Annotated in this window: 23 protein-coding genes; 12 read left to right on the plus strand and 11 right to left on the minus strand. The window is 46.5% G+C overall.

Annotated features, from left to right (window positions below; translation table 11 throughout):
• The first annotated feature begins 7 nt into the window (after nucleotides 1-7).
• Nucleotides 8-661, plus strand: a complete 654-nt coding sequence (locus DXZ20_RS08530) for a cupin domain-containing protein (protein ID WP_163697618.1) — start codon at nucleotides 8-10, stop codon at nucleotides 659-661.
• A gap of 57 nt (nucleotides 662-718) precedes the next feature.
• On the opposite strand, the gene DXZ20_RS08535 is transcribed toward DXZ20_RS08530, so the two are convergent.
• From DXZ20_RS08535 to DXZ20_RS08545, 3 genes are all read right to left on the minus strand, one after another.
• The gene (locus DXZ20_RS08535) at nucleotides 719-1,300 is read right to left on the minus strand and encodes an antibiotic biosynthesis monooxygenase (RefSeq protein WP_163697620.1); all 582 of its coding nucleotides are present in this window, start codon (nucleotides 1,298-1,300) and stop codon (nucleotides 719-721) included.
• 144 nt (nucleotides 1,301-1,444) lie between these two features.
• Nucleotides 1,445-1,732 carry a CDGSH iron-sulfur domain-containing protein gene (locus DXZ20_RS08540; RefSeq protein ID WP_250565679.1) on the minus strand — a complete coding sequence of 96 codons (288 nt, stop codon included), beginning with the start codon at nucleotides 1,730-1,732 and terminating at the stop codon, nucleotides 1,445-1,447.
• A gap of 333 nt (nucleotides 1,733-2,065) precedes the next feature.
• Nucleotides 2,066-2,620 (minus strand): NUDIX hydrolase, encoded by a 555-nt coding sequence (locus tag DXZ20_RS08545; RefSeq protein ID WP_163668716.1) that lies wholly within the window; start codon nucleotides 2,618-2,620, stop codon nucleotides 2,066-2,068.
• A 96-nt stretch (nucleotides 2,621-2,716) separates the two neighbouring features.
• Between DXZ20_RS08545 and DXZ20_RS08550 the strand changes: the two genes are divergently transcribed.
• The 4 genes from DXZ20_RS08550 (at nucleotide 2,717) to DXZ20_RS08565 (ending at nucleotide 4,523) form a co-directional block, all read left to right on the plus strand.
• Nucleotides 2,717-3,133: a YeeE/YedE family protein gene (locus DXZ20_RS08550; RefSeq protein WP_163697622.1), complete on the plus strand. Its 417-nt coding sequence runs from the start codon at nucleotides 2,717-2,719 to the stop codon at nucleotides 3,131-3,133.
• Between the two features lie 5 nt (nucleotides 3,134-3,138).
• Nucleotides 3,139-3,585: a DUF6691 family protein gene (locus DXZ20_RS08555; RefSeq protein ID WP_250565118.1), complete on the plus strand. Its 447-nt coding sequence runs from the start codon at nucleotides 3,139-3,141 to the stop codon at nucleotides 3,583-3,585.
• A gap of 259 nt (nucleotides 3,586-3,844) precedes the next feature.
• The gene (locus DXZ20_RS08560) at nucleotides 3,845-4,261 is read left to right on the plus strand and encodes a DUF302 domain-containing protein (RefSeq protein ID WP_163668712.1); all 417 of its coding nucleotides are present in this window, start codon (nucleotides 3,845-3,847) and stop codon (nucleotides 4,259-4,261) included.
• 43 nt (nucleotides 4,262-4,304) lie between these two features.
• Nucleotides 4,305-4,523: a YgaP family membrane protein gene (locus tag DXZ20_RS08565; protein ID WP_163697624.1), complete on the plus strand. Its 219-nt coding sequence runs from the start codon at nucleotides 4,305-4,307 to the stop codon at nucleotides 4,521-4,523.
• A 347-nt stretch (nucleotides 4,524-4,870) separates the two neighbouring features.
• Here DXZ20_RS08565 and DXZ20_RS08570 read toward each other — a convergent pair whose 3' ends face one another.
• From DXZ20_RS08570 to DXZ20_RS08590, 5 genes are all read right to left on the minus strand, one after another.
• On the minus strand, nucleotides 4,871-5,155 hold the full coding sequence (locus DXZ20_RS08570; protein WP_163697625.1) for a hypothetical protein: 285 nt from the start codon (nucleotides 5,153-5,155) through the stop codon (nucleotides 4,871-4,873).
• A 2-nt stretch (nucleotides 5,156-5,157) separates the two neighbouring features.
• The gene (locus DXZ20_RS08575) at nucleotides 5,158-5,850 is read right to left on the minus strand and encodes a hypothetical protein (RefSeq protein WP_163697627.1); all 693 of its coding nucleotides are present in this window, start codon (nucleotides 5,848-5,850) and stop codon (nucleotides 5,158-5,160) included.
• Nucleotides 5,851-5,902: 52 nt separating this feature from the next.
• A complete protein-coding gene (locus tag DXZ20_RS08580; protein WP_163697630.1) occupies nucleotides 5,903-6,403 on the minus strand; it encodes a hypothetical protein in 501 nt (166 codons plus the stop codon).
• Nucleotides 6,366-6,707: an IS66 family transposase gene (locus DXZ20_RS08585; protein WP_163697632.1), complete on the minus strand. Its 342-nt coding sequence runs from the start codon at nucleotides 6,705-6,707 to the stop codon at nucleotides 6,366-6,368. The genes DXZ20_RS08580 and DXZ20_RS08585 overlap by 38 nt, the downstream gene beginning before the upstream one ends.
• A gap of 101 nt (nucleotides 6,708-6,808) precedes the next feature.
• Nucleotides 6,809-8,017, minus strand: coding sequence for a pentapeptide repeat-containing protein (locus DXZ20_RS08590; protein WP_163697633.1), 1,209 nt, complete (start codon nucleotides 8,015-8,017; stop codon nucleotides 6,809-6,811).
• 177 nt (nucleotides 8,018-8,194) lie between these two features.
• Here DXZ20_RS08590 and DXZ20_RS08595 point away from each other — a divergent pair, with 177 nt between their 5' ends.
• The 4 genes from DXZ20_RS08595 (at nucleotide 8,195) to DXZ20_RS08610 (ending at nucleotide 13,524) form a co-directional block, all read left to right on the plus strand.
• On the plus strand, nucleotides 8,195-9,868 hold the full coding sequence (locus DXZ20_RS08595; protein ID WP_163697635.1) for a tetratricopeptide repeat protein: 1,674 nt from the start codon (nucleotides 8,195-8,197) through the stop codon (nucleotides 9,866-9,868).
• Nucleotides 9,869-10,138: 270 nt separating this feature from the next.
• Nucleotides 10,139-12,406, plus strand: a complete 2,268-nt coding sequence (locus DXZ20_RS08600; RefSeq protein WP_250565680.1) for an eCIS core domain-containing protein — start codon at nucleotides 10,139-10,141, stop codon at nucleotides 12,404-12,406.
• A 106-nt stretch (nucleotides 12,407-12,512) separates the two neighbouring features.
• Complete coding sequence (locus tag DXZ20_RS08605; RefSeq protein ID WP_163668699.1) at nucleotides 12,513-13,004, plus strand: hypothetical protein; 492 nt, start codon at nucleotides 12,513-12,515, stop codon at nucleotides 13,002-13,004.
• A 19-nt stretch (nucleotides 13,005-13,023) separates the two neighbouring features.
• On the plus strand, nucleotides 13,024-13,524 hold the full coding sequence (locus DXZ20_RS08610; protein ID WP_163668697.1) for a DUF1795 domain-containing protein: 501 nt from the start codon (nucleotides 13,024-13,026) through the stop codon (nucleotides 13,522-13,524).
• Between the two features lie 255 nt (nucleotides 13,525-13,779).
• Here DXZ20_RS08610 and DXZ20_RS08615 read toward each other — a convergent pair whose 3' ends face one another.
• Nucleotides 13,780-15,564, minus strand: coding sequence for an eCIS core domain-containing protein (locus DXZ20_RS08615; protein WP_163697637.1), 1,785 nt, complete (start codon nucleotides 15,562-15,564; stop codon nucleotides 13,780-13,782).
• Between the two features lie 301 nt (nucleotides 15,565-15,865).
• On the opposite strand from DXZ20_RS08615, the gene DXZ20_RS08620 reads away from it, so the two are divergent.
• A complete protein-coding gene (locus tag DXZ20_RS08620; protein WP_163697639.1) occupies nucleotides 15,866-18,139 on the plus strand; it encodes a substrate-binding domain-containing protein in 2,274 nt (757 codons plus the stop codon).
• Nucleotides 18,140-18,230: 91 nt separating this feature from the next.
• On the opposite strand, the gene DXZ20_RS08625 is transcribed toward DXZ20_RS08620, so the two are convergent.
• A complete protein-coding gene (locus DXZ20_RS08625; protein ID WP_163697641.1) occupies nucleotides 18,231-20,018 on the minus strand; it encodes a hydantoinase B/oxoprolinase family protein in 1,788 nt (595 codons plus the stop codon).
• Between the two features lie 77 nt (nucleotides 20,019-20,095).
• Complete coding sequence (locus tag DXZ20_RS08630; protein WP_163697643.1) at nucleotides 20,096-22,216, minus strand: hydantoinase/oxoprolinase family protein; 2,121 nt, start codon at nucleotides 22,214-22,216, stop codon at nucleotides 20,096-20,098.
• A gap of 179 nt (nucleotides 22,217-22,395) precedes the next feature.
• Between DXZ20_RS08630 and DXZ20_RS08635 the strand changes: the two genes are divergently transcribed.
• A complete protein-coding gene (locus DXZ20_RS08635) occupies nucleotides 22,396-23,655 on the plus strand; it encodes a Zn-dependent hydrolase (protein WP_250565681.1) in 1,260 nt (419 codons plus the stop codon).
• 190 nt (nucleotides 23,656-23,845) lie between these two features.
• Nucleotides 23,846-26,014: a response regulator gene (locus DXZ20_RS08640; RefSeq protein ID WP_163697645.1), complete on the plus strand. Its 2,169-nt coding sequence runs from the start codon at nucleotides 23,846-23,848 to the stop codon at nucleotides 26,012-26,014.
• Nucleotides 26,015-26,042: the final 28 nt, after the last annotated feature.

Here is a 26,042-nt window from a genome sequence, read left to right on the forward strand (position 1 = left end):
ATCGAGTATGAAAATCCATGCAGATTTAACAGAACGAGCCGTGGTCAATACTGAGAACCTACCCTGGATTGACTCTCCCATGGCAGGTGTACAACGGCGTATGATCGAACGCGATGGTGCAGAAGTTGCCCGGGCAACTTCTCTTGTTCGCTATGCTCCCGGCAGCTACTTCTCAGCCCACACCCACGGTGGTGGTGAAGAGTTTTTTGTTTTAGAGGGGGTGTTCTCAGACGAACACGGAGACTTTGGCCCAGGCACCTATGTGCGCAACCCCGTAGGTTCTAGCCATACTCCCCACAGTAAGGACGGTGCAACAATCCTGGTTAAACTGCGACAAATGGATCCAAACGATCAACAGCAAGTGACCATCGACACGAACAAGGCAGGATGGTCTCCTGGTTTAGTGACTGGTTTACACGTGCTGCCTCTACACAGCTACGGCACTGAACAGGTAGCGCTAGTAAAATGGGCACCCGGCACAACGTTTCAACAACATCACCATTGGGGAGGTGAAGAAATCTTTGTCTTAGAAGGCACATTTGCCGATGAACAGGGAGTGTATCCTCAGGGCACCTGGTTACGAAATCCACCCGACAGTGTGCATATGCCCTTTAGCGAAGAAGGCTGTCTCATGTATGTCAAAACCGGGCACCTTCAATGATTCTCTAAATACGCAATATTTTCTGTCATGACCTGATATAAAATATTTGACGCCACACTAGTTAACAACCAACCAACCCTTAAACCATCGAGTCAGTCGGGGCATGATCACATAGGACAGAAGAGCCACTGTAATTGCTACATTGACAGATACCTTAAGCAACCAGGGTAAGAAACTTAGCAATGGTGCCATCAGCGGACTCACCCCCAGGGACACAATCATCACCCCAACCCAGATTAAAATAGCCTGTTTGTAACGCCTTGGAGCTTTAGGTCCCGGCTGTTTGGGCAATTGAAACCAGGATTCTAACCCTGACAAAACCTGGATGGTTTCCTGGGCTTGAATCAGGGGTTTTACCCGTTCAATCCAAGTATGGCGAGTATCTGAGTTGAGCCAGGCTGTTAGATGACTACAGGCATCAAACTGAAGCACAATGACATAGTCTGGTGGTGTATCAGGCTGAGGTCGGAGAATACTCACCCCCAGATGCCCTTCAAATTCACGGGCTGCTGCTGAGATGCCTCTAATCCACTCTTCGTACCCTTCTTGCCGTCCAACTTTGACCCGATGGGTAATAACGGCTGTAACATGTTGATCGATGGCGTTGTCAGGGTCAATATCACTAACAGATGTATTCATTAATATTGTTCTTGGGAGTTTCTTGACACACTAGCTGACAAACTCTCTAAAAATCTGGACAAGATATTGCATCCGCCCCCATCATTTTCTTTTTCTTGTAGGGGCGTTGTCTGTAACGCCCCTACAAGAAAAATTTAATTTTTATTAGTCCCCAGGTGCTCGTTCTGTTGCCTCAAATCCAGCTTTGGCATGAGCCCCATCGCAAAAGGGTTTGTTACTCGATGCACCACAACGACAAAGGGCAACTTGTTCCTGCTTAGGATAGGGCTGTTTATCCCCATCGGTCACAGAAAATTCCCCTTTGACGATCAGTGGGCCATTATCTAAAACAAAAATCTCGGTATCCGCCATGGTTTTATCCTTTACATAATCTAACAGGTCAATCCCAAACCTATGGTTTAGAAACAGAAGCTTGGCATTGATGACTTTCATTGTGAATTGACTCTCCAAAAAAGACAATATGCTTTTCAGGAAACCGATTGTCCTTCAAAAAGAGACAATGTTTAAGTAATTAACCAGCAGCACAAAAGTATCGCCTTTATCGAAGTCACACCATGACATCCCTAAAGATGATCACCCCTGTTTTGTCCTATTATTTGTCCCGTCAAGATTATCTAAGGAATGGAGGTGCCTTGCTACAAGATACCCAGACTTTTCAGAACATCTGAAAAGTCGTGAAATATTGAAAATATCAACCTTTAATAATAGTCAATATATTGCCATAGAGTATTATGGTGAATGGCCTTCGCTTTTTCATATCGTTGCCTAAACTGCGCATTCCCTGGTTCTAGCTGCCCACCACTCTATCAATAGACATCTACATTGCAGACAATTTAGCCTTGCCAATAGCGCTTGGATGCCTGGTTCGGTAGTCGGATAAGTTGCTCCCAGTTTTTCAGACAATAGGGGAGCATCGTCACTGAGCTCAGCTACAAAACCATAGAGACGTTGATTTGAAAAGGAGCTGTTGATGGACCAGCCAGTTTGATTTAACGGTTTCAAGTGATGCAGGGCCGAGTCAGCAATACCCAGCTCCCGCTGAAGAATTGTTTTTGCCGCATTATGGGGTCTTTGCCCATCAGGGCATCGCCCACCCGGAAAATCCCAAGTGGATTCGCCCACACCTGGACGATACATTGGCGGTGGTAACAGCAAATGCTGTTGGTACAGAGGTAAAACAATGACTGAGTCTGCTTTTTCAACACGCCAATAGTTCAGGGATTGGCCCTCGGGTGTCTCAAGTGTTTCGCCAATCAGCGTTAGCCAACGGTTTTTCAGGGCCAGAATCCGTTCTTTGCATTGCCAGATTTGCTCGCTCATTTGTTTATCAAAGGCAGATACAGTTTATCAAAGTCATGATATAGTATTACCATTTGGTTATATGATGTTTCAATCTCGTTTTGATGGACCCTTGCCATGGTGGAATTAAGTTGGGGAACAGCATTATTAGGTGGGGTATTGATTGGTTTGAGTGCAACAATTTTGCTGGCATTTAATGGTCGGATTGCTGGCATTAGTGGCATTGTTAACGGTGGCATTCAGGGGAATGAACCCTGGCGCTGGCTCTTTTTGGCGGGAATGCTCCTGGGTGGAATACTTTATGAATATGGCCTGGCACCTGAGCCTACTCCCACGCCATCCCTGACAGCAGGGACCATGATCTTAGGCGGTTTTCTGGTGGGGTTTGGCACTCGTCTGGGCAATGGCTGTACCAGCGGTCATGGAGTGTGCGGCTTGGGGCGGTTGTCGTTGCGATCGCTAGTTGCGGTGCTCACCTTTCTCACTACAGCCATGCTAACTGTCTGGCTTACTCGACATGGCATAACTGGATAAGCACTATGGAAAAAGTATCAATACAGCAAACACTAACGCTGAAGCAGAATTTGGTTGCCCTCTCATCTGGCCTCTTATTTGGCCTAGGGTTAGGTCTATCCCAAATGATTGACCGAGAACGGATACTGGGCTTTTTAGATATCACTGGCAATTGGGATCCCGCATTGTTATTTGTCCTGGGTGGGGCTGTGGGCGTCACTGTCATCGCATTCCGATTTGTTTTACGGTTACCCTATCCAATTTTTGCTACTGCCTTTAGATTGCCAACCTATAAAGAGGTTGACCTCCCTCTGGTGTTGGGGGCCGCTATTTTTGGTATTGGGTGGGGCATTGCAGGCTATTGTCCAGGACCTGCAATTGTTGCGTTGATCTTAAAATCATGGAGCCCCATGATTTTTCTGGCTGCTTTTGTTGCTGGTTCTCTCACCAGTCAGCTGATCAACCGTAAATAGGACCCGTTTTTAAGAAAGTTGAGCCAGTCTAGCCAAACTGCCAGGGCATGGTCATTGGTCAACTTTACTGTAGAGGCCATACTTGCTTCATTGGTTAGCTCTACATAAAGCTCTGGCAAAAGCTTTAGGAAAAGAGACTTTAATATAAATTCAGAAAAATGGTTGATTAAATCACTATTTAGTTATATAGTAAATAAAGAGTCTAGACTTCACATTAGTCCGATACATTTCTCACAAATCAAGCCAACACACATCAGCCATGTATCATTTTAGTAAGACAATTAAAGCTTCCTTTGATGAAGCTATAGCCCAGGTCACTGAAGCACTTAAGGCTGAAGGAATGGGGATTTTAACCGAAATTGATGTGCAAGCGGCTTTTAAGAAAAAGCTAGGCGCTGATTTCCGTAACTATAAGATTCTCGGAGCCTGTCATCCGCAGGTGGCCTATAGCATGCTACAAACCGATGACAAAGCTGGGGTGCTCTATCCCTGTAATGTTGTTGTTCAAGAGCATGAGAATGGGCAGGTAGAAGTCTCAGCTGTGGATCCACTGATTATGTTTTTGATGATCCATAGTCCTCAGGCTAAAGAGATTGCCTTAGATGCCAGTCAAAAGATGCAAGCGGTCATGGATCGCTTGCCCGCAACGATGCCAGTTGCTGCCGGAGTTGTATAGAACAGATCACGTATTACATAGAAAATCAGGAGGGTTAATTCCCATGTTTAACAATGTTGGTACTATAGATCGTCTGTTGCGGACGCTCGCAGCAATCGTATTGCTATATTTCGGCTTGCTCATCTATGCCGACTCAACCTTAGGCATTGTATTGGATATTGCCGGTGGTATTGCTTTATTCACAGGGGTCTTTGGTTCCTGTGCCCTCTATGGCTTGTTGGGCATTAATACCCGTAAATCTAACCAGGATTCTCCCACATAGATAGTTCCGATTCAATACTTTCCTCTCTTTCTTAAAGCAAACGCCCGTCTGGAGTTTCTATCAATACTCCAGCACGGGCTTTTTTAGTTGTTCTTATCGTCCACCGCTTGGTGTAATTTACTCAGCATCCATGTGGTCTACTTAGCTGATTGGAAAGCTAGTTTGGTGTTGGTTTTGAAGAGTGCGATCTCATTCCCAAACCCAAATTCAGCTGTAACCCTACTTGAAAAAGGACACCCTGGTAGAGATTTTCTTACCAGGGTGTCCTTCGATATCGGACGCAGCTAGCCAGATTCTCTTATCAAACAGCAGGATAAGCTCGATGAATCACGCATCCTACCTGGCTATTATTCAATTGTTTCAAGACAATCACGAATTTTCATAATGACTTTACAAGTTTCACTATAATGCTCATCCAGTAACCGAGCATACTGAATAATTTCTAGCTCATTGCTATAATCGTGAAGTCTTTGAAATATTACTCTTTCAACATCTTCTAATAAAGAACCATAGGTTTCCAAGGACTGCTGTAGTTCTGCGACGGAAATTTCCTTATTTTCAAACCTTTTACAGTCTCTAAGAATGTTGGATTGAAGAGTATAGTTTCGGCCACTATTGTTATGCAATTTCATCGCTATGTTTGAGTGATACCATATACAAGGTATTCTTCCTTTCGTTCATAGCCAAACAAATAAATCACATTACCAAGAAATAGCTGATAATACTCTTCCAAAGTTTCCTTAGGATCACCAGAGAGGTCAAGTCTAATTTGCTTAGAAGCTTTTTCCTGAATAAAAAACTTTCTACCCTCAGCTATTTGCATTAAAAAAATTGGTTCTGATGTTGTTTCACACAGGCCAGGAGTTTCGTCTTCCAGTAGCCAATAAGGTTGCCCTCCCACAATGTCATCTTGAATTGATTTTTTTTCAGAATCAATCAATTCCAGCGGTCTATAGATTACTCTCTCTTTGTATGAACTTAAAGGCGTAGATTCCGCACTGTTAAATACTAAAAAACGAAAATTTCTCTGATATCTCTTCAGAAATGAGCTTGGAACATTAATCTGATGAAGTCTCCCTGGTAGCATTTCAGGTATCAAGTAATTTTCATTTGCACATGACATACACGCAAAAATTGAGAGAATTAGTTCAGACCAAGGGTGCTCTTTTGGAAATTGAACTTGTAAAATGAAAGCCTGCGTCTGATTGCATAATTCACAATGTGGAGTGGTAAGTCCTCTAGGCATATGGGGCTTGCCACCTGAAAACGACTTATTGGAACCAATTTGAGATGTTTTAGTGTTCCCGTAGTAAATTTTCCAAGACATTACTCATGCTCGCAGTTATAGGTTAGGGAAGTTGCGTATAGTTGTTTCTCCGTCAGCAGTAACTATCTATCTTTTTTGACTCAAGATATATTCCTTTAAGACTATCGATAAATTTGCGACAGTTTTCAACTGTAACAACAGATTCCCCACCAAAATATTCGGTACATGAGATGTTTTTCATATTGCCGACATTCACTAAGCATCTAATAGTAAAAGCATCTTCTTCATTAATTGAAGTTGAATTAACTGAAGTATTTGAATTACAAACCCCAGTTCCTAGCAAGGCCTGAATTTTATACGCACAATCGTATCCCATAAAAACAGGTAATTCATGCTTTAATTCATTGTTAAGATGCTTTTCTAGATACAGAAAAAGCTTTTTAATGTCTTCCAAAAAAATAGTCTTTGCTTTTGATCGAAAAGAATCGGTTGTAATCTTTTGGTTCGGAACAAGATGGGTGATAATTCCCAAGCGCTCTTTGCTCTTATCTAGAGAAGATAAGTATATTCTGAATTCATAGCCAGACGTGACTAATACAGCAATACTTTTCATAAGTCTTACTAATTCTTCGGCATACCGTACTCATCCGAATGGCTGGCTCACTAGAATTATTGGTAGGCGGGACAGTACCATCGTCTAAGAAGACAAACAAATGATCCTGAATCTCGTCATACCGGTTCCGTAATCGAATCCCATCCGCTTGGTCAGGCTGGAGTTTCAAATGCTGTCGTAATCGTCGTTTAATCTCTAATTCATTTAAACGCTGACGTAACCATTGCATTTCTTCCCATAGCATTCGTATCAGAGTATCTTTCGCCTCTGGACTTAACTGGCTTAGGTCAGGAAGGTCTTGCATACCCATACATTACGCATAAGCATCCAGGAAGACAATCCCCCGGAGGGGGAGTTGAGCAATTACCTGCCCACCACGATGATTGGCAGTCCTTGGTAAGCTGGCTAATTACAACTACGTTCGCTACCGTCTGGCATAATGGCACCGCAGAGATTGGTGCGAATATCAAACTTAATCCCTTCTAATGTAGCTTGCTGAAAATTCGCCTCAGCAAGATTCGCCCCAGAAAAATCCGTAAAGCTTAGATCGGCTCCTTGGAAATTAACCCCCCGCAGGTTGCTATTAATAAAATTCACCTGCCGCAGATTACTACCACTGAGATCAGTACCCCGCAAATCCAGATTGCTCAGATCTGAACCTGCTAAATCAGCATTAATCAGTCGAATGCCAGCAGGAATCACATCTCTCAGTTGGGATGCCGCAAATTGTGTATCAGTAAAGTCGGCTCCTTGAAGATTGGCTCTGGTGAGATCAATGCCGTCTAATGTGGCTTCGCGAAAGTCAGCAACGAGAAGATTAGCCCTACTCAGTTGCGCATTGGTTAGATCGGCTTGGGTCAACAACGCTCCAGTTAAATCGGCTCTGGTGAGATCAGCTTCAATGAGCGTGGCACTATCCAGGTAGGTCAATGCCAGATCAGCTCGGTTTAAATGAGCTCTAGAGAGATTCACTAGACGAGCATCTGCAGCTCGCAAACTACCATTTTGAAGCTGGCTCTCTGATAGATCTGCTGCTTGTAAATTGGCAATAAAAAAGCTAGTCTCGTCTAGCTGAGCCTGGTTGAAGAGACTGCCACTTAAAAATGTGCCTTCAAAGGTGGTGCCGGTGAGAATGGCCCCGGTCAAATCAGCACCCCGTAAATCAGCACCATCTAAGTTGGCCCCCTGCAAATCTATGCCACGCAGGTCATGCTCACCTAAACCATGGGTGACCAAATCCCAAACCAATCGCCAGCGGTCATCCATGATTGTACGTTCATCCACATGGGCATTGGCTAACTGTGCGCCTTCTAACCGAGCACCGAACAGGTTTACATTGCTGAGGTTGGCGTTACGCAGATCTGTGTCACGGAGATTAGCCTGAAAGAGAAAGGCTCCCTTTAAATCAACACCATTAAGATCAGCTCCTGCGAGGTTAGCTCGTCGCAAATTGGCTTGCTGTAGAAACATGCCTCGCAAATCGGCACCGCGCAGATCGCAGCGAGGGCACTGGCGGGTTTCTTGAAGCTGTGTGAGATCTTTTTTGCTAAAGGTGTAACCGGGTAGGCCCATCAGCGATAGAAGCATCGCTAAACCAATAAATAAGGGTTTCATAACAAGAAATCTCTATCTAACCTAAGGTGCCCGGTCATAATCCCGGATTCTCAACTTTGTCCTGCTTAAATCGCTGAATTCTAAATCTTGGCCAACTTTTCGTACATGGGCTTCCCTTGAGAATCCGGGGATTTAGCAGGGCACTCTAGCTGCACAGACAAAGATTGATATATTGTCATGCTGCTTCCATGGTTCAATCGCCTGATCCCCGGTCTTGTCGTCAGCACATTGCTCGTGACCATCACACCTGTGTTGGCTCAACCGGCATCCTTTGATGCCTTAGAAGATATTACGTATTGGACCGATCTGTGCCGTCTGCAAGCTACAGCAGAAGAGTATGAAAAAGCATTGGCAGCCTGTGAACAAGCGATTGCTCTAGAACCAGAGAATCCTGACATTTGGGCGCAGCATAGCGGTATTTTGATCAAGCTAAAAGCATTTGCGGATGCGATCGCATCCGCAAATCGTGCCCTCACCTTTGATCCCGAAAATTCCCTGGCCATTGCCTACCAATGTGTGGCCTACACAGCCCTAGGAGAAAATGAAACTGCCCTGGATAAATGTAACAACGCCTTAAGAGTTAACGGCAATTGGGGGAGCGAGAACCCCACACTAGCTTGGTTCTATCGCGGTGAGATTTTATCCCAGGCTAAACAGTATGAGTTAGCGCTGGTGGCCTATGAACGTACCCTGTTGCAAGATCCCGAAAACTCCCTGGTTTTAACTCGCCAGTGCGAAGCCTATGTGGCCCTCGAACGTCCTCAAAGTGCTTTAGATGCCTGTGGGTCAGCCCTGTCTATCAATAAAAATTGGGGAGATATCGGGCCTGCCCTGGCCTGGACCTATCAAGGGCAGGCCCATAGCCAGCTGAATCAATACAACCAGGCCATTTTTGCCTACGACCAGGCCATTGGCCTTGACCCCAAAAACGCCCTGACCTGGGCGGCCCAGGGACAGTTACTAGAGACACTGCGCCGCGATCAGGAAGCGCTGGTTTCTTACAATCAGGCGGTTGCCCTCAAGGCAGATTACACCCTGGCGCTGTTGGGGCAGTGTACCTTACTCAATCGACTGGGCAGCTATGAACCCGCATTGGCTGCCTGTGATGCTGCCATTGGAGGTGATGGGGATTGGGGTCACCAAACCCTGGCTAAAGGGTGGAATCAACGTAGTATTGCCCTGACCGGTGCACAACACTATGAAGAAGCCCTGGCCTCGATCAATCGAGCAGTGGGAATTCAGCCGGACTATGTGGCCGCCCACAATCACCGCAGTACAATTCTTTGGTATTTGGGACGTTATGCAGAAGCCCTTGCGGCTAATCAACAGGCGATCAACCTGGACAAAACCTATGCTCCGGCTTGGTTTACCCGAGGGGTGATTTTTCGGGCAACAGAACAATATTCCCATGCACTGGCGGCCTACAATCAGGCCTTAGCATTAAATCCCTTTAGCGATTGGGGCTGGACGAATCGCAGTCTTGTTCTCTGGGAATTAGAACAATACACAGAAGCTCTGCACTCTGCGGAACGGGCAATTGCACTGAATTCAGAATCTGCTCAGGCCTGGTACAACAAGGGTGTGACCCTGGCTGCCATGGGAGAGTATAGGGGTGCGATCGCCACCTATGACCAGGTGCTTACCCTCGATGCTACCCACACCGATGCCCTGACGGGGCGTGGCATTGCCTGGTTTAATCTTAATGATTATGTTGCCGCTACCGCTGACTTAAAGGCGGCTCTCGCCCTCAATCCCGACAATGTGCTTGCCCAGAATACCTTAAAGGTATTGACAGCAACCCAATCCACTGAAACTTTATCAACACCAATACCACCGCCACCACCATCTTAATAGTTTGTAGACTTTACCCTCACCCAGGAATAATAGCTATGTGATACAGGCTGTGAGTTCAAGCTATTTTCAGTGAACACTATCTTAGCGATACGACAGTTGCCATGGCCGATCTCCAGGCAACTCTAGCGCTTAATCCTGAAAACACCCTGACCCAATATACCTTAACTGCATTGACACCCAGCACCGACTAACGGTCATCTCTTTTTTTGTTTCTTTTTGTTTCGTATTTGTCTTCATAGAAAAGTCTATTTTTTATTGGAAATCATTATGGGCCGCCAGCGTAATCGCCAATCTTATCAGCCTTCTAAACAGGAAAAAAAAGAGACGATAACAGGACTTCAACCTCGACCCTTTCGGTCGGCAATCGCCCAACGTACGACTGAGACAACAGACCATGAATCAGCAATGGTCGAACCGAAATCCTCGGCGCAAGCAGGCTTTAATTTTGGTCAACTGCAACTCTTTTCGGAGGGGGATGCATCAGTCGATAGGCAGGCGTTCCCAATTCAGACCAAACTGACCTTAGGGAGCCCCAACGACAAGTATGAACAAGAAGCGGATCAAGTGGCAGCAGATGTGGTGCAGCGCATTAATGCACCTCAGGAACAACAACCAGATCCGATTCAGCAAGCATCAGCTGTCTCATCGCTCCAGCAGATGAAGGAGCCAGAAGAAGAAGGGATCAGGAGGACGTCTTTAATACAGTGTCGCAGCGATCAGACAGACGCTGTATCAAATAATTTGGAAACAGCCATTAATTCAGCACGGGGTTGTGGTCAAAGCTTATCTCCAGATATACAGACACGGATGGGGCAAGCCATGGGGGCCGATTTTAGCGGCGTGCGTGTGCACACAGATGCCCAGGCCGATAACCTTAACCGCTCCATTCAAGCAAAAGCCTTTACAACAGGACGTGATGTGTTCTTCCGACAGGGAGAATATCAACCTGGGAGTCGGGCTGGACAGGAGTTAATTGCCCACGAGCTAACCCACACTATTCAGCAGGGGCAGTCCCCCACTGTTCAAGCAAAACTGCATAATGGCTCAACGGTGGTGCAACGAGATGTCACCACTGGCTTTCAGGAAGATACTCCCGATGACATTGTCGGTGATGTAGATCTGTCCGGTTTCACCGATCAGTCTACGAAAACACATCTGGGTGGCAAACAAGAGCTATTAGACGATCCAGAAACAACAACAACGACAAAGGTGGGCGACGGCACCGTCACAACCACAGAAACAAGTAAAAAGGGCTTTTCTGGTGTTGCGGCAGCAGCTCAAAAGATTTCTGAATCCGATGATACCAGTGTTAAGGAAGCTTTTCAGGCCCTAGCTCGAGCTGGGGCATTTGGCGAAGCCGCTGCCAAAAAAGTCAAAGAAACCTCTTCCGGTACCAAGATGGAGGTAGAAGGTAAGTCCAGCGGTTTTGTGGGCGGTGAAAGTGAAGTGGTCAGCACTAAAGTTGTTGATGTCATCGATGGGTTGACCATTATGGCACGGGCCACTACCAAAGCTGGTTTAGGCTTTGACTTAGAAGGGTTAGCTCAAATCTCTAAAGAAGTCGGTGGCATGGAACTATCGGCTCAATTAAAGAGCAAATTAAGCGGCTTTGCCGGAGTTATGGCTGAAGCCAAAGGCAAACTCAATATTACAGCTTTTGGTATTGCAGCATCAGGTTCGGCTAAAGTCATGGCCGGTGTCAAGAGCGAAGGAGAGGTCACCGTTAATATTAAAGCGGGTGAACTAGGGGGTGAAGCACAGGGCAAATTTGAGGCCCTTGCAGGGGTCGAAGCTGGAGTTGAAGGACAAATTTCTGTAAGTCTGCTGGGTATTTCAGCCTCTGGTAAAGCGGAAGCATTTGCTGGTTCAAAAGTAAAAACCAGTGGCTCTGCAGCCGTGAAATATCAAGGACGCATTCTATTCAAGATTTCGGGAGAGGTAGAAGCCTCGGCAGGTGTAGGAGCGTCTATTGAGGGCACCTTCTCGTTCGAAAATGGGAAATTGGTCATTGGTGGTAAGCTCGCAGGGGCACTGGGCCTTGGCGGTGGCGGTGGTGTAACCTTGACGGTGGACTTCAAGGAAATTGGCCTAGTCATCAAGGAAAAACTCAAGAATGCTCTGACTCGGAAGGCTTTGGATAACACCAGCATTTCGGACCAAGATCGGAAGTCTACAGATGACTTAACACCTGAGCAAGAGGAAAATATGAAGTCTGAGTTGTTCGAGGTGGCCCATCCTCACTTGCTAGCTTATGCGAAGAAGAAGGAAACCCGTAAATCAAAAGGTAAAGCCAAAAATCTTGTCAAACGGGAGAATATCCAAGAAATCCTCGACAAAAAAGTGCGTAAGAACAGCAAGGTATCCAAGTATTTAGAGTATAAGTTCTCCGATGGAATTCTGGAGCAGGCCTGTCGTGCCGCATTTGGTGATCAGTTAGTTGACCCTGACGGCATTATTATCCAGGCTGGTGTCATTCGATCGTTCCCGCTGACCGTGGGTAGCACACCCAAGGATGGCTTTAAGAAGCTGTTCTAAATCGTCACAATCCCTCTATAAAATTGCTAATAATGCTAATTATAGAAAGAGGTTGGATCAACGATTTTACCGGCAACACCAAGAACTCGTTTAGAACATTGGCAATATGGCAGACGTATTACATTTTTTTAGTCATCAAACCCATGTCTCACTAGAGCTTCCTGTGGGCTGGGAAGAATTCTCAGAAGATGCACATAATGTCGTTTATTACTATGAAATTTATGATGAAGACGAGGATGAAGACGATTTTTCTAAAAATCCTCGATTGATAATTCAGTTATTTCCATCTCCCAGCACAAACATTGATAACCTCCGTCAAGCCTCTGAGTCAGTGGTGACTGTGCCGCGTAAAAACTTTGAACTAATTTCTCATCAAGAAGAAATTATCGATCAATATCCCGGACTGACGGATGTCTTTAGATATTTCGACGAGGATTTTGGTGCTCTGGCTGTTCGATACCAATCTTTTATCCTGGTGGATAATGTTCTCTTTAGTTTTGCTGGTGCTTGCCTGGCTCAACATGAGGATGAATTACTACCCATGTTTCGAAATGCTTTAGAGTCCATTCGGTTTATCTTTATGACTCAGGCCGTATAGTTTTTTGAGGTGTTAACAGATGGCGACCCTTCCTGATATGGTTAGTTATTTTAATCAAGAGACTATGGTTTCTATTTTAGTGCCAAAGTCTTGGTCTGGAGCGATTGTGGATAGCTCAAAATTCCGTATCTTTGGCTTGCCAGAACCAGGTTTTGAGGAATACTTTGACGAATATAAAGTTTCCATGAGCTATGAATTACAAAAGCCGGATAGTTCTAATGATAGTTGGTTTGAATCCCTCATAGCTCAGAATAATGCCCTTATGCAGCAAGACTATAATGAGTACAAGCTATTACAAGAACAAACCTATGAAATAGGCGGTCACAAGACCTATTGTAAGCATTACTCCTGGCGAGAAGAAAATACTGGGTTGCGTTTATTTCAGATGCAGGCCTTGATTGTAGGAAGCCCCTATAAGTTTTATCTAATCAACGCAGCTGTCTTAGAATCGTTGGAGCGTAAGTATATCCCTATTTTTGAAAATATTCTAAACTCAACAAGAATTATTCCACGTAATTAATAGAGCGCGATCGCTTTTAGATGCCCCCATCTAACTGGGCATTTAGCTGATGTTTTCTGAATGTATCTGTTTGTAGTGTGGTCGTTATCTGTACTGGAAAACTGGGTGGGACTTTATGAGGTGTTCAAGGTTACTTAGCCATTGTTAATTTAAAGGATGAACTGGTCTAGAGCTATTGCTGCTACTGAATGGTATCTCACATAAAGTAATCCCGAAGAGCAGCAATACTGAGTACTGATTCTGCCTAACTAGCATTTATGTATTATCTTCAGTTGTATCACTGTCTGATGCTTCCTCAGTTGACCAATCGAGCCAGATAACTTCTCCAAACTTCCACTTAAAGTCGAATTTGTCGTTGCGTGTGCCTTCTTTTGTATGGCAGTAGTCGTTTGACACTAACTCCTGAATAGTTACTTCGAACGTATAGCCTAATCCCTGATCATAAATTTTCATTTTATCGCCAGCAAACCCAAGTACTGCCATGGCATGGGCTTCTGCGTTACTCCACTGATAGTCTCTGGTTGGATTATGATTGACCCGCCTGCGGATCGAGTGCATTTTTCTTTCTTTAGCTTCTTCAGTGGGTTGTTGATCGATCTGATCTTTATAAATAGGATCTTTCTTCCATGTGGGATTTAGCCTTTTCGGGCGCTCTGAATTGATGACCACCGTTGTGTTGTTGATATTTGTTTGTAAATCTTTGAGTTTGCTAGTAGCTTCTCTCGGATCTCTTACTAAATCTAGAGATTCTGTCGATTTCCCTGTTAGCATACCCAATGCACGTCTCGCAGAATCTGATCCCAAATTTGCATAGCTTCCCAAACCCTTTTCAACCGCTAACGCTTTTTCGATAATACCTATAAGCCTGGCAGAGGAAGCTTTTGATCCTTTGCCTGCATAGAGTAACTGTTCTTGAGCCGTCACAGGTAGTTGGGTATCGACTTCAATCTCTTTAGGCTCTTCGCCGCTGGGTGCAAGATTAGCTCCACTCTGATCATTCATCGGATAGAGCTTAACTTTAAAGGTTTGTTTGATGTCATCGTCGATGGTATCACTTGTGCCCTCCTCAATAGAAGCCAATAATTTCTCTGGTTTTGTATAACCCAACGCGATGATTGACGAAATTACCCAACAATCACCTAATGCGCCCTGTTTGCCTAGTTTTCTTAGTTGCTTCCCTTCTATTTGTTCAGTGGCTTTGTCTAGGTTGATCTGGTAGCGTTTCCAGTTGTTTTCTTCATGTCCTGGTCGAACACCGATTTGTCCTTCGGGATCACGCTGAATGCCGGAAGTGTTTGCTTGTTTAATTTGAGTAGATTGATCTACCCTTGTGGTCAATGGTAGACTCTTTTGACCAAACTCTTTTTGAGGTTGTCTTTGTACAGTGTTGCTATTTTGTTGTACCACATGGGTTAGCTCGTGGGCGATAAGTTCCTGACCACCTTTAGAGCCTGGGTTATAGGCTCCTTGTTTAAAGAAAACATCTTGTCCAGTGGTGAAGGCTTTGGCCTGAATTGATTGGCTAAGATGATCCGCTTGTTGATCAGTATGGATTTTTACTCGGCTAAAATTAGCTCCCATGGCAGATTCAAGTTTACCTTGAAGTTTGGGCTCCAGGGAGCTGCCACCGCTGCGTGCCTGGTTTAGTTGGGCTTCAAAGTCACCGTTGGCGACCCCAGTAATAACACCCCCATCACGCTGTATGGTCAGAAAACTAAAGTTATGGGAAAGGCTACGCTGTACGGTATCGTCTTGATCATCTGCTGCTTGCCCACTATGAATTTTTTTTACAACTTCACTGGCTACGCGATCCGCTTCTTGTTCATAAGGATCGTTGGGTTCTCCAATGGTGAGTTTGGGCTGTAACACACTTACATCGGAAAAATTAAAATTTGTCGATGCAGTCGATGTATTAGATATTGGATTACTTTGGGGAATATTTGCAGCTTTGGCTGGTGAGGAGGGTGTTAGCTGACTATGGGTCATCTGTGTTTGAGATGCCTGATCGTCTTTTTTCTGAGCGCGATCGCAATCACCCATTGCCAGCCTCCTAACAGAGTTGTTGAACTAACTTCAGCTATAGTGCCCAGCAAATCTTATTGATATCAGCGAGTACTTCTCCAAGGCATTGTCTTCATTCAGCCACTTCTTTATCTTATTCAGATTTAGCGGCTTCAGTATGCCCATGGAGAACCGTATTCAAATTCATCAATAAAATCAGTATCGAGATCGCGATATCCTATTGGGGTATGCTAACAAACAAATAAATTTGTTCTGTTGGCTGAGGATCATTGTGATTATAGGACAGATCTCTAAACGCTTTCTCCGAAGCTATTTACTAATGCTATCTTACCAGGATCGGATCGAGCGATACCAAGACCTTATCGATGTAAAGTGGCTAAAGTCTGTCTTGGAAGACATTAAACCCGATGTTTTTCCTGAACCTCCATCAGAACAGTTGATTAAGGAGACTATTCCTGATCGTATTCAAGCACCTACGCCCTATTATCACCAATATCGGTGTTTGCAGGGAAATCCCTTAAGCTGTCAGGAATCAACTGTCAAAGAAAACGCTAGATGTGAGCAGTGTTATTTCCCGGCCTTACTGCCTACTGGTGGCCAGATCATTGGTAAACAAGGTGAATATAAAATTGGTCACAGTATAGGACGACGCGGCATTGGCAGACTTTATCAGGGGGTACGTCTTAGTTCCGAAGAATCCGTTGTTATCCAAGAATATTTGCTACCTGAGCGATACTTTAGCCCAGATGAACAGCGGCAATGCCAGGAATCATTCACTACACTAGCAGGATTGGCCTTAGCGGATGGTCGAGTGCAGGATGTGAGAATCGTGCTGCCATTAGAAGCGATCGCAGATTTGTCAGGTGAGCGGTGTTATTTGGTGACATCCGCTGTAGATGGTCAGCCAACGTTGAACCAATACTGTGCGAACCATGGCGCTTTTGGCAGTAAAGCAGTGTTAGCCATGCTCAATCAGGTGCTACAAACTCTGATGTTCTTGCACCAGCAAAAATTTACACTGCCAGCTGGACAGATGCAAACAGGAATTGTCCATGGAAATCTTAGTTTAGACAGTCTGCTATGGGTGAGTGACTCAAAAGAACAAGATTCTCAAGGGTTTGTATATCTGACTGATTTTGCCCTGTGGGAGAGATTTTTTGATCCAGCCCGTGTTGATCGAGAACAGCCCGACTTTCAAGACGATTTAGCCGCTCTGGGGCGAGTGGCATTTTTCCTCTTAAATGGTGCCACCTTAGATAACCAAGGACAGCTTTTAAAACCGCATCTGGATAGCAACTGGCCCGATGTTTATGCCCCACTTAAGCAATTTATCCTCAGGTTGATTGGTATTGAACCATCGTTTGCCAGTGCAGAAGCGGCTCGAACGGCATTGTTAGCGATACCACCTGAAGAGGAGGCAAGTCACTGGGAATCTCGGAATGCAGAACTAATACCCATTAAACCAGCCTGGTATAAACGCTTCATTCCTATTTTGGTCATAGCGGCGATTCTAGCGACGCTAGGCATTTTCGGCTGGTTATTGTTAAGGTCTCAGCGCCCCAGCTATGCAAATATCCCCTTAAATCTTTGCTGTTTGAAGGACATTGATGCTGTGCCTGTAGGAGAGTATCGCTACGGGATACCGGCTGCTGCCTATTGGTATCCGTTATTTCGTGTGGCGGCAGAACCGTCTCTGGAGGTATCTCCTACACTGTTTGAGCAATTACAGGCAACATTTCCACAGATGTCCTTAATTCCCCATGTGACCGGAACGTCAAAAGATGCGATCGCATCCGTTCAATCTGGCCACACCGACTTTGCTATTGTTCCATTAACAGCCCCGTTGCCTGCTGATATCACTAGCACTATCATCGCCTACGACAGTTTAGTGCCAGTGGTTGCTTTTAATTATCCTAAGCGTACTAAGGGATTGCCCGATGCCCTAAAGGGTGAGATTAGTTTGTCTCAGCTGAAGCAGCTTTACACGGGTGCCGTCGATAACTGGCAACAGATCAGCTCCCTTGATTTAGATGTTCAACGCTATTGGGTCAGTGACCCTACGGCCCAGGAAATTTTCACCCAGCGGCTTTTCCAGCCAGGTGAAATGTTGACTACTACTGATGCGGAGTCCTCTACTTCAACGTCCTCTACTTCAACGTTTATTACAACAGATGGGGTAGATGCTCTGCCAACACTCATGATGCTGCGCTGGATTTTGCAAGATTTTGAGAATACAACGATTGGTAGTATTGGTATTGCCCCCCTTAGTCAGGTTTTTGGTCAGTGTTCGGTATACCCTTTGGCATTAGCAGAGAAGCGTCAGACAGTTAGCCCCTTTGTGTTTACCAATGGTAAGGCGGTGGGGCCAGAGGGGGATTTGTGCGATCGTAAAGGCAGCTATCAGCCTAATGCCGAGGCTCTCCGCAGTGGGATATATCCCTTAGCCTATCCCCTAGCTGTTATCTACCCGTTTGACAACAGCCGTTCTCCCATCGGTAAGAAGGTGGCTGAGCTGCTATTGACTCAAGAAAGTCAGACGTATTTGCGATCGCGAGGCATGGTATCCGCCTATGCCCTATCAGATGCCCAGTAAGCATTATGCGATGGTTGATTTAGGGGATGAATCGGTAGAACTATTGTTATTTGGCGGTGTCTTACAACTAACGTCATGTAGAATCATGTCTCTATTGTCGTAATGACTCTGTTGTTGTTTTATCGATTTCGAATGTGGCTGGATCAATCACCACTTTATAGTCCCGCTGAGCTGATTCAACGGTAAGGAATCCGTCTAGCACATCTTCTAAAACTAAAGCTGGATCACGTTCTAAGGGGTTACCATAGCCACCACCGCAGGGACTGATCGTGCGTAGGGTATCACCAGGTTTTGTTTTGCGACAGGGAAACTTAGACGGTAAAACCTGCACCTCGTCATCCTCTGGATTGAGAATTTGTACACCCCCTGGAGTACCATCCTCTCCACCAAAAATACCCCAGGGTGCATACTTATTGCCTTCCCCTTCTAAAGACATTTGACCCGGTGTGAGAAACTGAATATCTCGAATCGACCCCAGTCCACCCCGCCATTTACCCGCACCACTGGCATCTTCAATCAGCTCATAACGGGTGACCCTCAGGGGTAAATGGGCTTCAATATCTTCGATGGGGTTATTACGGGTGTTGGCATAGAGGGTATCTACCCCATCCATGCCATCCTTGCCATAGCGACCACCGTAGCTACCTTCGGTGATATCCATGTACACCCAATAATCTTCATCCATGGCACCACTGTAGGACACCACTTTAATATTGCCGATGCCACCACTGACATTTTTAGGAGCCACCTGAGCTAAAGCTTTCATCAGGGTATCGGCGACAATATTGCCTGGACAACAGCGGGCAATCACTGGTGCTGGATAGATGGGGTTTGCTAAACACCCCTTAGGGGCAACAATATGAATAGGACGGGTTAGACCAGAATTCTGGGGCACGTATTCCATCAATGCGGTATCTAGTAAGACAGACCGCAGGGTAACAAAAATAGCAATGTCCACCGTACCCACAAAGGGCATGTTGATGGGGCGATCATCCACCTGCGGTGCGGTGCCGGTCAGATCGATGGTCATATCACTGCCGTCGATGGTAACCGCAACAGCAATTTTTAAGTCTTTTTTACTGGGATCTGGATCATCCAAAAAACCATCGATAAAGCCTTCCGCCACGTAGGTCCCATCAGGCAACTTCTCAACAGCCTGACGAATCATCCGTTCGGAATAGTTCATCAAGACCTCACTGGCGGCTAATACCGTATCTAGGTCATACTGATCCACCAATTCTAGAAACCGTTGTTCACCCACACGGCAGGCGGCAACCTGGGCTTCGATATCTCCCACCACTACCTGGGCACTGCGAATATTTTGTCGCAGCATTCGCCAAACCTGACGGTTTTTGACACCCTTTTCATAAATTTTTACAGCCTTGAACTGTAGACCTTCAGCAAAGGCATCCACAGCATCAACAATGCCGCAGCTGCCAGGAGACGAGGAGCCAATATCCAGATGGTGGGCGGTGGTAAAGGAATAGCCGATCAGCTCTTCTCCACGAAAAATGGGAATGCCAATACCAATGTCTGGCCCGTGGGATGCACCGTAATAGGCATGATTATGCAGAATCACATCACCGGGGTAAAACTCTTCATCGTCTTCTTCCATGGCCTTGAGTACCCCCCGCATGTAGCCAGGGATAGGGCCTAACTGTAGGGGCGTACTGTAGGCGCATTCGGCTAGTTGCTGACAGTCGGCATCAAGAATGGCGGCCCCAAAGTCTTCGGACTCGCGAATAATGCTGGAGTAGGACATGCGGGCCAGCTTATGGCCCATTTCCAGGGCAATTCCGTTGAGGGCTCCAGCGATCACCTGAGCAGTAACTGGGTCGATTTTTGGGAGCTGGCGGTGTTGGGGAGGGGAGACGGTCATGGCAGGGAAAGGGGAAGGGGGAAAAACGTTCTCTCGTAGAGACGTTCCATGGAACGTCTCTACGAGGGGGAAGGCGATTATACAGATCCTTGGGCGATGGCCATGGCCATGGTTTTATCCACCAAGGAATCATCGGTTACGTGAATAACCAAATTACCGTTGGGTTCTACGGTGGTGCGGCTATGGGGGGGTAACAGAATTGTGGAGTCCTTTTGGAAGATGATAGCAGGGCCTTCGAGTTGGGCACCCACGGGTAATCGGTCTCGATCAAAGAATTGGGTGGAGTATTTTTCCAGCTGGCCATTGACGCGGAAATAGGTGACGGCTGTTTTAAGCCAGGCGTCTTGTAAGTTTCCTCCAGTGGGGGCAGAGAAGTTGGAGAGTTTGGGCATGGGTCCGGTGCCGGTGACCCTGAGGGTGACTAGCTCCACCGGGTTTTCTGGAAAGGCATGGCCATATTCGGCGGTATGGAGATCGTGGAACTGTTGCCAGACAGACTGCAGAGCGGTTTCGTCCAGAATGCCGCCGGGGACCTGAGCCCGCAGTTCATAGCCCTGACCCACATAGCGACAGTCGGCAAACCGTTGTAGGGTCATGTCCGTTGCACTAAAGCCGTCGGCCCTTAATTGTTCTTTAACCTGGTCTTCTAGAGATTGTAGGTCAGCGTTTAGTTTAGCCAGATTGGGTTCAGTGCTGAGGGTAAATTCGTTTTGAATCAGGTCGTGCTTGAGATCGGTGGTGAGCAGTCCCATGGCGGAGGTAATGCCGGGATAGCGGGGCACAATCACTTCAGGAATGCCAAGGGATAGGGCCACTTCAGCGGCATGGAGGGGGCCTGCACCTCCCTGGGCCACCAGGGCAAATTTGCGGGGGTCTTGCCCTTTCTGGATAGTGCGGGAGCGGATGGCATTGGCCATGTTGTTATTGACAATGGTGAGAATTCCGGCAGCGGTTTCATAGAGGTCTAACCCCATGCGATCTGCTAACGCTTGTACCGCTGCAAAGGCTTTCTCGGGGTAGATGGTCATTTCACCACCGAGAAAATACTCTGGATCTAGCCGATTGAGAACCACATTGGCATCGGTCACGGTGACTTCGGTGCCGCCTTTGTCATAGCAGACAGGACCGGGCGCAGCTCCAGCACTGCGGGGACCCACCCGAAATGCACCACCGGCATCGACGTAGGCAATGCTGCCGCCACCGGCACCGATGGTATGCACATCAATCATAGGCACCATGACGGGGTATCCAGCAATCCAGGTATCTCGCGCTGTGGCCTCGGCAAAGCCACGCTCGGTGACAATGCCAATGTCGGTACTGGTGCCGCCCATATCAAAGGTGATCAGTCGATCGCGATGAGATTGTGCACCAGCCGCTGCACCGCCTAAAACACCAGCTGCTAACCCTGATAACAACAAAGTAACGGGTTGTTCTCCGGCAACATCTGCAGTGGCCACACCACCGTTGGAGCGCATAATGTGCAGTTCGCCCCGCACGGCTTGTTCTTTCAAACTTTGACTCAGGTTGTTGATGTAGCGTTTCACCTTAGGCCCAACAAAGGCGTTAATACAGGCGGTGGTAAACCGTTCAAATTCTCGGAACTGGGGAAAGATGCTGGCGCTGGTGGTGATAAAGGCTTCGGGATAAAGTTCTTGGGCGATGGCGGCCACTCGTTCTTCGTGGCGAGCATCGAAGTAGGAGTTGAGAAAACAGATGGCGATGGATTCGACGCCAGCGGCTTTGAGTTCAAGGATGGCGGTTTTGGCTTCGGCCTCGTCCAGGGGAATAAGGGTGTGACCCTTGGGGTCAAGACGTTCGGAGACGACTTTGCGATCGCGCCTCTTCACCAACGGTCTTGCCTGCCAAGGAATATCCTGCATGATGGAATAATGCTGGGGTCTCTGGTGGCGACCAATATGGACAATGTCCCGATACCCCTTCGTGGTGACCATCCCTGTGCGGGCACCATCATAGGTAAGTAGCGTATTGGTGGCAATGGTGGTGCCATGGAGCACATGCTCAATATCACCGTAGTCAGCCTGGGCCATCTGACACAGGGTTTCAATGCCCTGCATCATGGCCCTGGAAGGATCATCCACCGTTGTTGGCACCTTGTGAATCCAGGTCTGCTGCTGATCCACATCCGCCAGGATCAAATCTGTAAACGTGCCGCCAATGTCTACGCCAATGAGTTTCATACTCGGTCCCCATGGTAGAAGCCATTCGTGAGATTTTACGCATTTACCCTTAGGTAAAGTGTTCAGTATGCACCATTTAACGGTTTCATAATACAAGGGTGAACAATCAGTCACAACCTGTAATGCTTGCAGTAATTTTAATAACAATTCCCTAACTTCTTTCCAGGGAGGATAGACCCATGCGTTTGGGTCCTCCTATGGTTACTGTTGCATTACAAACTAATCACGCTCGACTCCAGAAACGATTGAGCGATCTGGCTATCATTGGTCAACTCTCCTCTGGTGGTGTACGGCGTACAGCCTATAGCCTCGAAGACTTGGCCGCTCGCCAGCAAGTGATTGCCGCCATGAAAGCGATAGACATGGACATTACCATTGATGCTGCTGGCAACATTATTGGTCGCTACAGCGGTATTCAAGATCTGCCTGCCCTGGCTACAGGTTCCCACATTGATACAGTCCCTGCCGGTGGTCGCTATGACGGAGCGTTGGGAGTGCTGGCTGGCATCGAAGTTGTTGCCACTCTCCACGAAGCCGGACAGCGGCTTCACCATCCCATTGAGGTGATTGTGTTCACCGATGAAGAAGGTGAGATGATTGGCAGTAAGGCCATGGCAGGAGCAGCCCATGACACCGATCCTGAATGCTATCGTCGGCTGGATGGCACTTCGATTCAAACCTGTTTACATCAGATTGGTGGCGACTGGCATAATCTGACCACCGCGCAAAGAACATCCCAAGATATCGCTGCTTATCTAGAATTGCACGTGGAACAGGGTGGTGTGCTAGAAGCGAGAGAACGTCAGATTGGTGTAGTCCAGGGCATTGTGGGTCTACAGCGTTACCTGGTGACCATTATGGGGCGTCCTAACCATGCGGGCACCACACCTATGGATATGCGCCAGGATGCCCTCTATGCAGCTTCGTTGTTAGTAGCAGCAGTACATGATGTCGCCGTTGATATTCCTGGGAATCAGGTAGCCACGGTGGGATATTTAAACGTCATTCCCAACGCCGCCAACATTGTACCGGGGCAAGTAGATCTCACCATTGACCTGCGAGATTTATCGCTGGAGACCCTTGGGACTATGGTGAATGTGTTGCAGCAACGGGTTCAAGAAATCGAAGCGATTACGTCTACCCAGATCCAGTTAGAACGACAACATGCGGTAGATCCCACCCTAGCCAGTCCCAAGATTCAAGAGACCATTACAACTGTTTGTAACTCTCTACAGCTGAACCATTATTCCATGCCCAGCCGAGCTATCCACGATGCCCAGGAGATCGGTCGATTTACCCAGATGGGTATGATTTTTGTACCCAGTCAGTCAGGGGTGAGCCATGCAGAAGATGAATATACCTCACCGGAACAATGTGGCCAGGGAGCAGATGTCTTGTTACATACGTTGTTGCAGCTTGATGAACAGGGTGTAACGTAAGTAGAAGCTTTACCATCCAGAGATATTTGACGATTCTGATATTAACTATACCCACATGGCCCGAGCAGTTATGGGTGCAAAAAATATGGGTGTGAAAGATTTTGTATAGGCACTGATGCTACATGATTCAAGTAATATCGCTTGCTTGATCTTATGGGCATGCTAAAGCTTGCACAGGATAAAGCAAGGAATGAATACTCATTTTTGGGAAATGGTATATTCCAGCCACTATATACCTCACGGACATTGTTATTTATGGCAGCCATCGTTAGTTGGGCTCCATGTTGTTAGCAATGGGATCATTGCCCTGGCCTATGCCTCGATTCCGTTAACACTCTTCTGTTTTGCTTATAAACATCGCTGGGAAAATATATATCCATCTAATCAAGTCTTTTTGTTATTTAGCGCGTTTATTAGTCTGTGTGGAATGGGTCATTTATTAGATATTGTGACCCTGTGGTATCCGATTTATTGGGTTACTGGCTTTGTGCGTGCGTGCACAGCTTTAGTTTCTGTATACACAGCTTTTGAGTTACTAACGCTACTGCCCAAATTTTTAACTCTCACCAGCCCATTAGAACTCGCAGAAGTCAATCAAAAGCTCCAATCTGAGATTCATCACCGTCGCAATGCTCAAGTAGCTTTTCAAAGCTTAGTTACCTGTACATCCTTAGCCACAGGAACAGAATATTTTTCCACCCTGGTGATTAGTCTGGCCATGATTCTCAATGTGGACAGTGTGATTGTGGCTGAAAGGTGTGAATCTGATGCTTTAGCATTGAACATTCTAGGTATGTGGCATTATGATCAACACCCCATTGATAGCCTGATCTCAGCTGCTCAAACACCCTGTGTTCAGGTGCTTGAAACAGCAAAGTTGCACTACTGTTCTGATCTTGAATTACCGCCAGATCATCCCATGGGTAAGCTAACGGCGACTACCTACCTGGGAGCCCCCCTATTGGATGGAGACGGTAACGCGATTGGTATTTTATTTATTCTCCATAACGGTTTGTTAGAGGAGCTGGAACTGGCCAAGTCCTTTCTGCGGGTATTTGCGGCTCGTTCTGCGGCTGAACTCAGGCGTCATCAGGCAGAACAGGCATTGCAAAGAGCCTATGACAATCTTGAAGAGCGTATCCAGCAACGTACGATTGAACTCAAAGAAGCCAAGGAAACGGCTGAAATTGCGAACCGTGCTAAGAGTCTTTTCTTAGCAAAAGTTAGCCATGAACTGCGGACTCCTTTGAATGCAATTTTGGGCTTTACTCAGCTGATCAGCCAAGATCAGACGCTTTCGAAGGACCACAGCGAATCATTAGAGATTATTGACACCAGTAGCGCTCATTTACTGGATTTAATTAATAATATTCTAGAATTCACCCAGCTAGAAATTGGTCATGCCCAACTGCACACTGATGATGTGGATATCATTAGTGTGCTTTACGGGCTTGGCAATATGGTACGACTTAAGGCCAAAAAGCGTGGCCTCCAACTCAGGGTAGATTGCGACCCTAACATCCCTCGCTACCTACATATTGATGCTGGCAAACTACGTCAAATCATTCTCAATTTGCTCGATAACGCCATCAAGTACACGGATACTGGCCAAGTAGTCTTAAAAGCCTATGCCATCCCTTCAGACGATGTTTTTAATTTAGGCCTAGAAATCTCCGATACCGGCACTGGCATTAGTCTCCAAGAACAACAGCGAATCTTTAGTCCCTTCTATCAAACAGACGCCTCATCCACGGTGCATGATGCTAGTGATCAGGGTGTGGGTTTGGGGTTAGCCATTTGTCAAGGATTGCTCAAACTCATGGATGGCAGTATCCAATGTCTTAGTTACCCTGGTCAAGGTACCACATTCCATATTCAGCTACCGGTAGAGGTGATTCAGGCACCACAAAAAGCACCCCCAATTACAAAAAAAATCTCAACACCGCCCCAACAACAGTACAACATTTTAGTTGTCGAAGACGCTCCCACCAATCGACGACTACTCAAACATATCCTTGGCAATGCTGGCTTTATCGTGCATGAAGCTGAAAACGGTCAGCAAGCCATTGAACAGTGGCAGTCCCAGCGTCCAGACTTGATCCTGATGGATATCCAAATGCCTGTCATGAATGGCTACGACGCTACAGCTCATATCAAACAGCGGGATCCTAACTTGCCCATCATTGCAATCACAGCTAGTGTTTTAGATAACCAACTGGATAAGATTCTTTCTGTCGGCTGTAATGCCTGTATTCGTAAGCCCGTTAACCGTGAACATCTGTTATGCACCATCAACAATTGTTTAAACACGAACCATGGTTTCACACAACAGTCAAACCCTTCTCAGGTATTAGCATAAGATACAATGCAACCAAGTATGGCTTCAC

Source organism: Adonisia turfae CCMR0081, assembly GCF_011009555.1.
Classification (GTDB): domain Bacteria; phylum Cyanobacteriota; class Cyanobacteriia; order Phormidesmidales; family Phormidesmidaceae; genus Leptothoe; species Leptothoe turfae.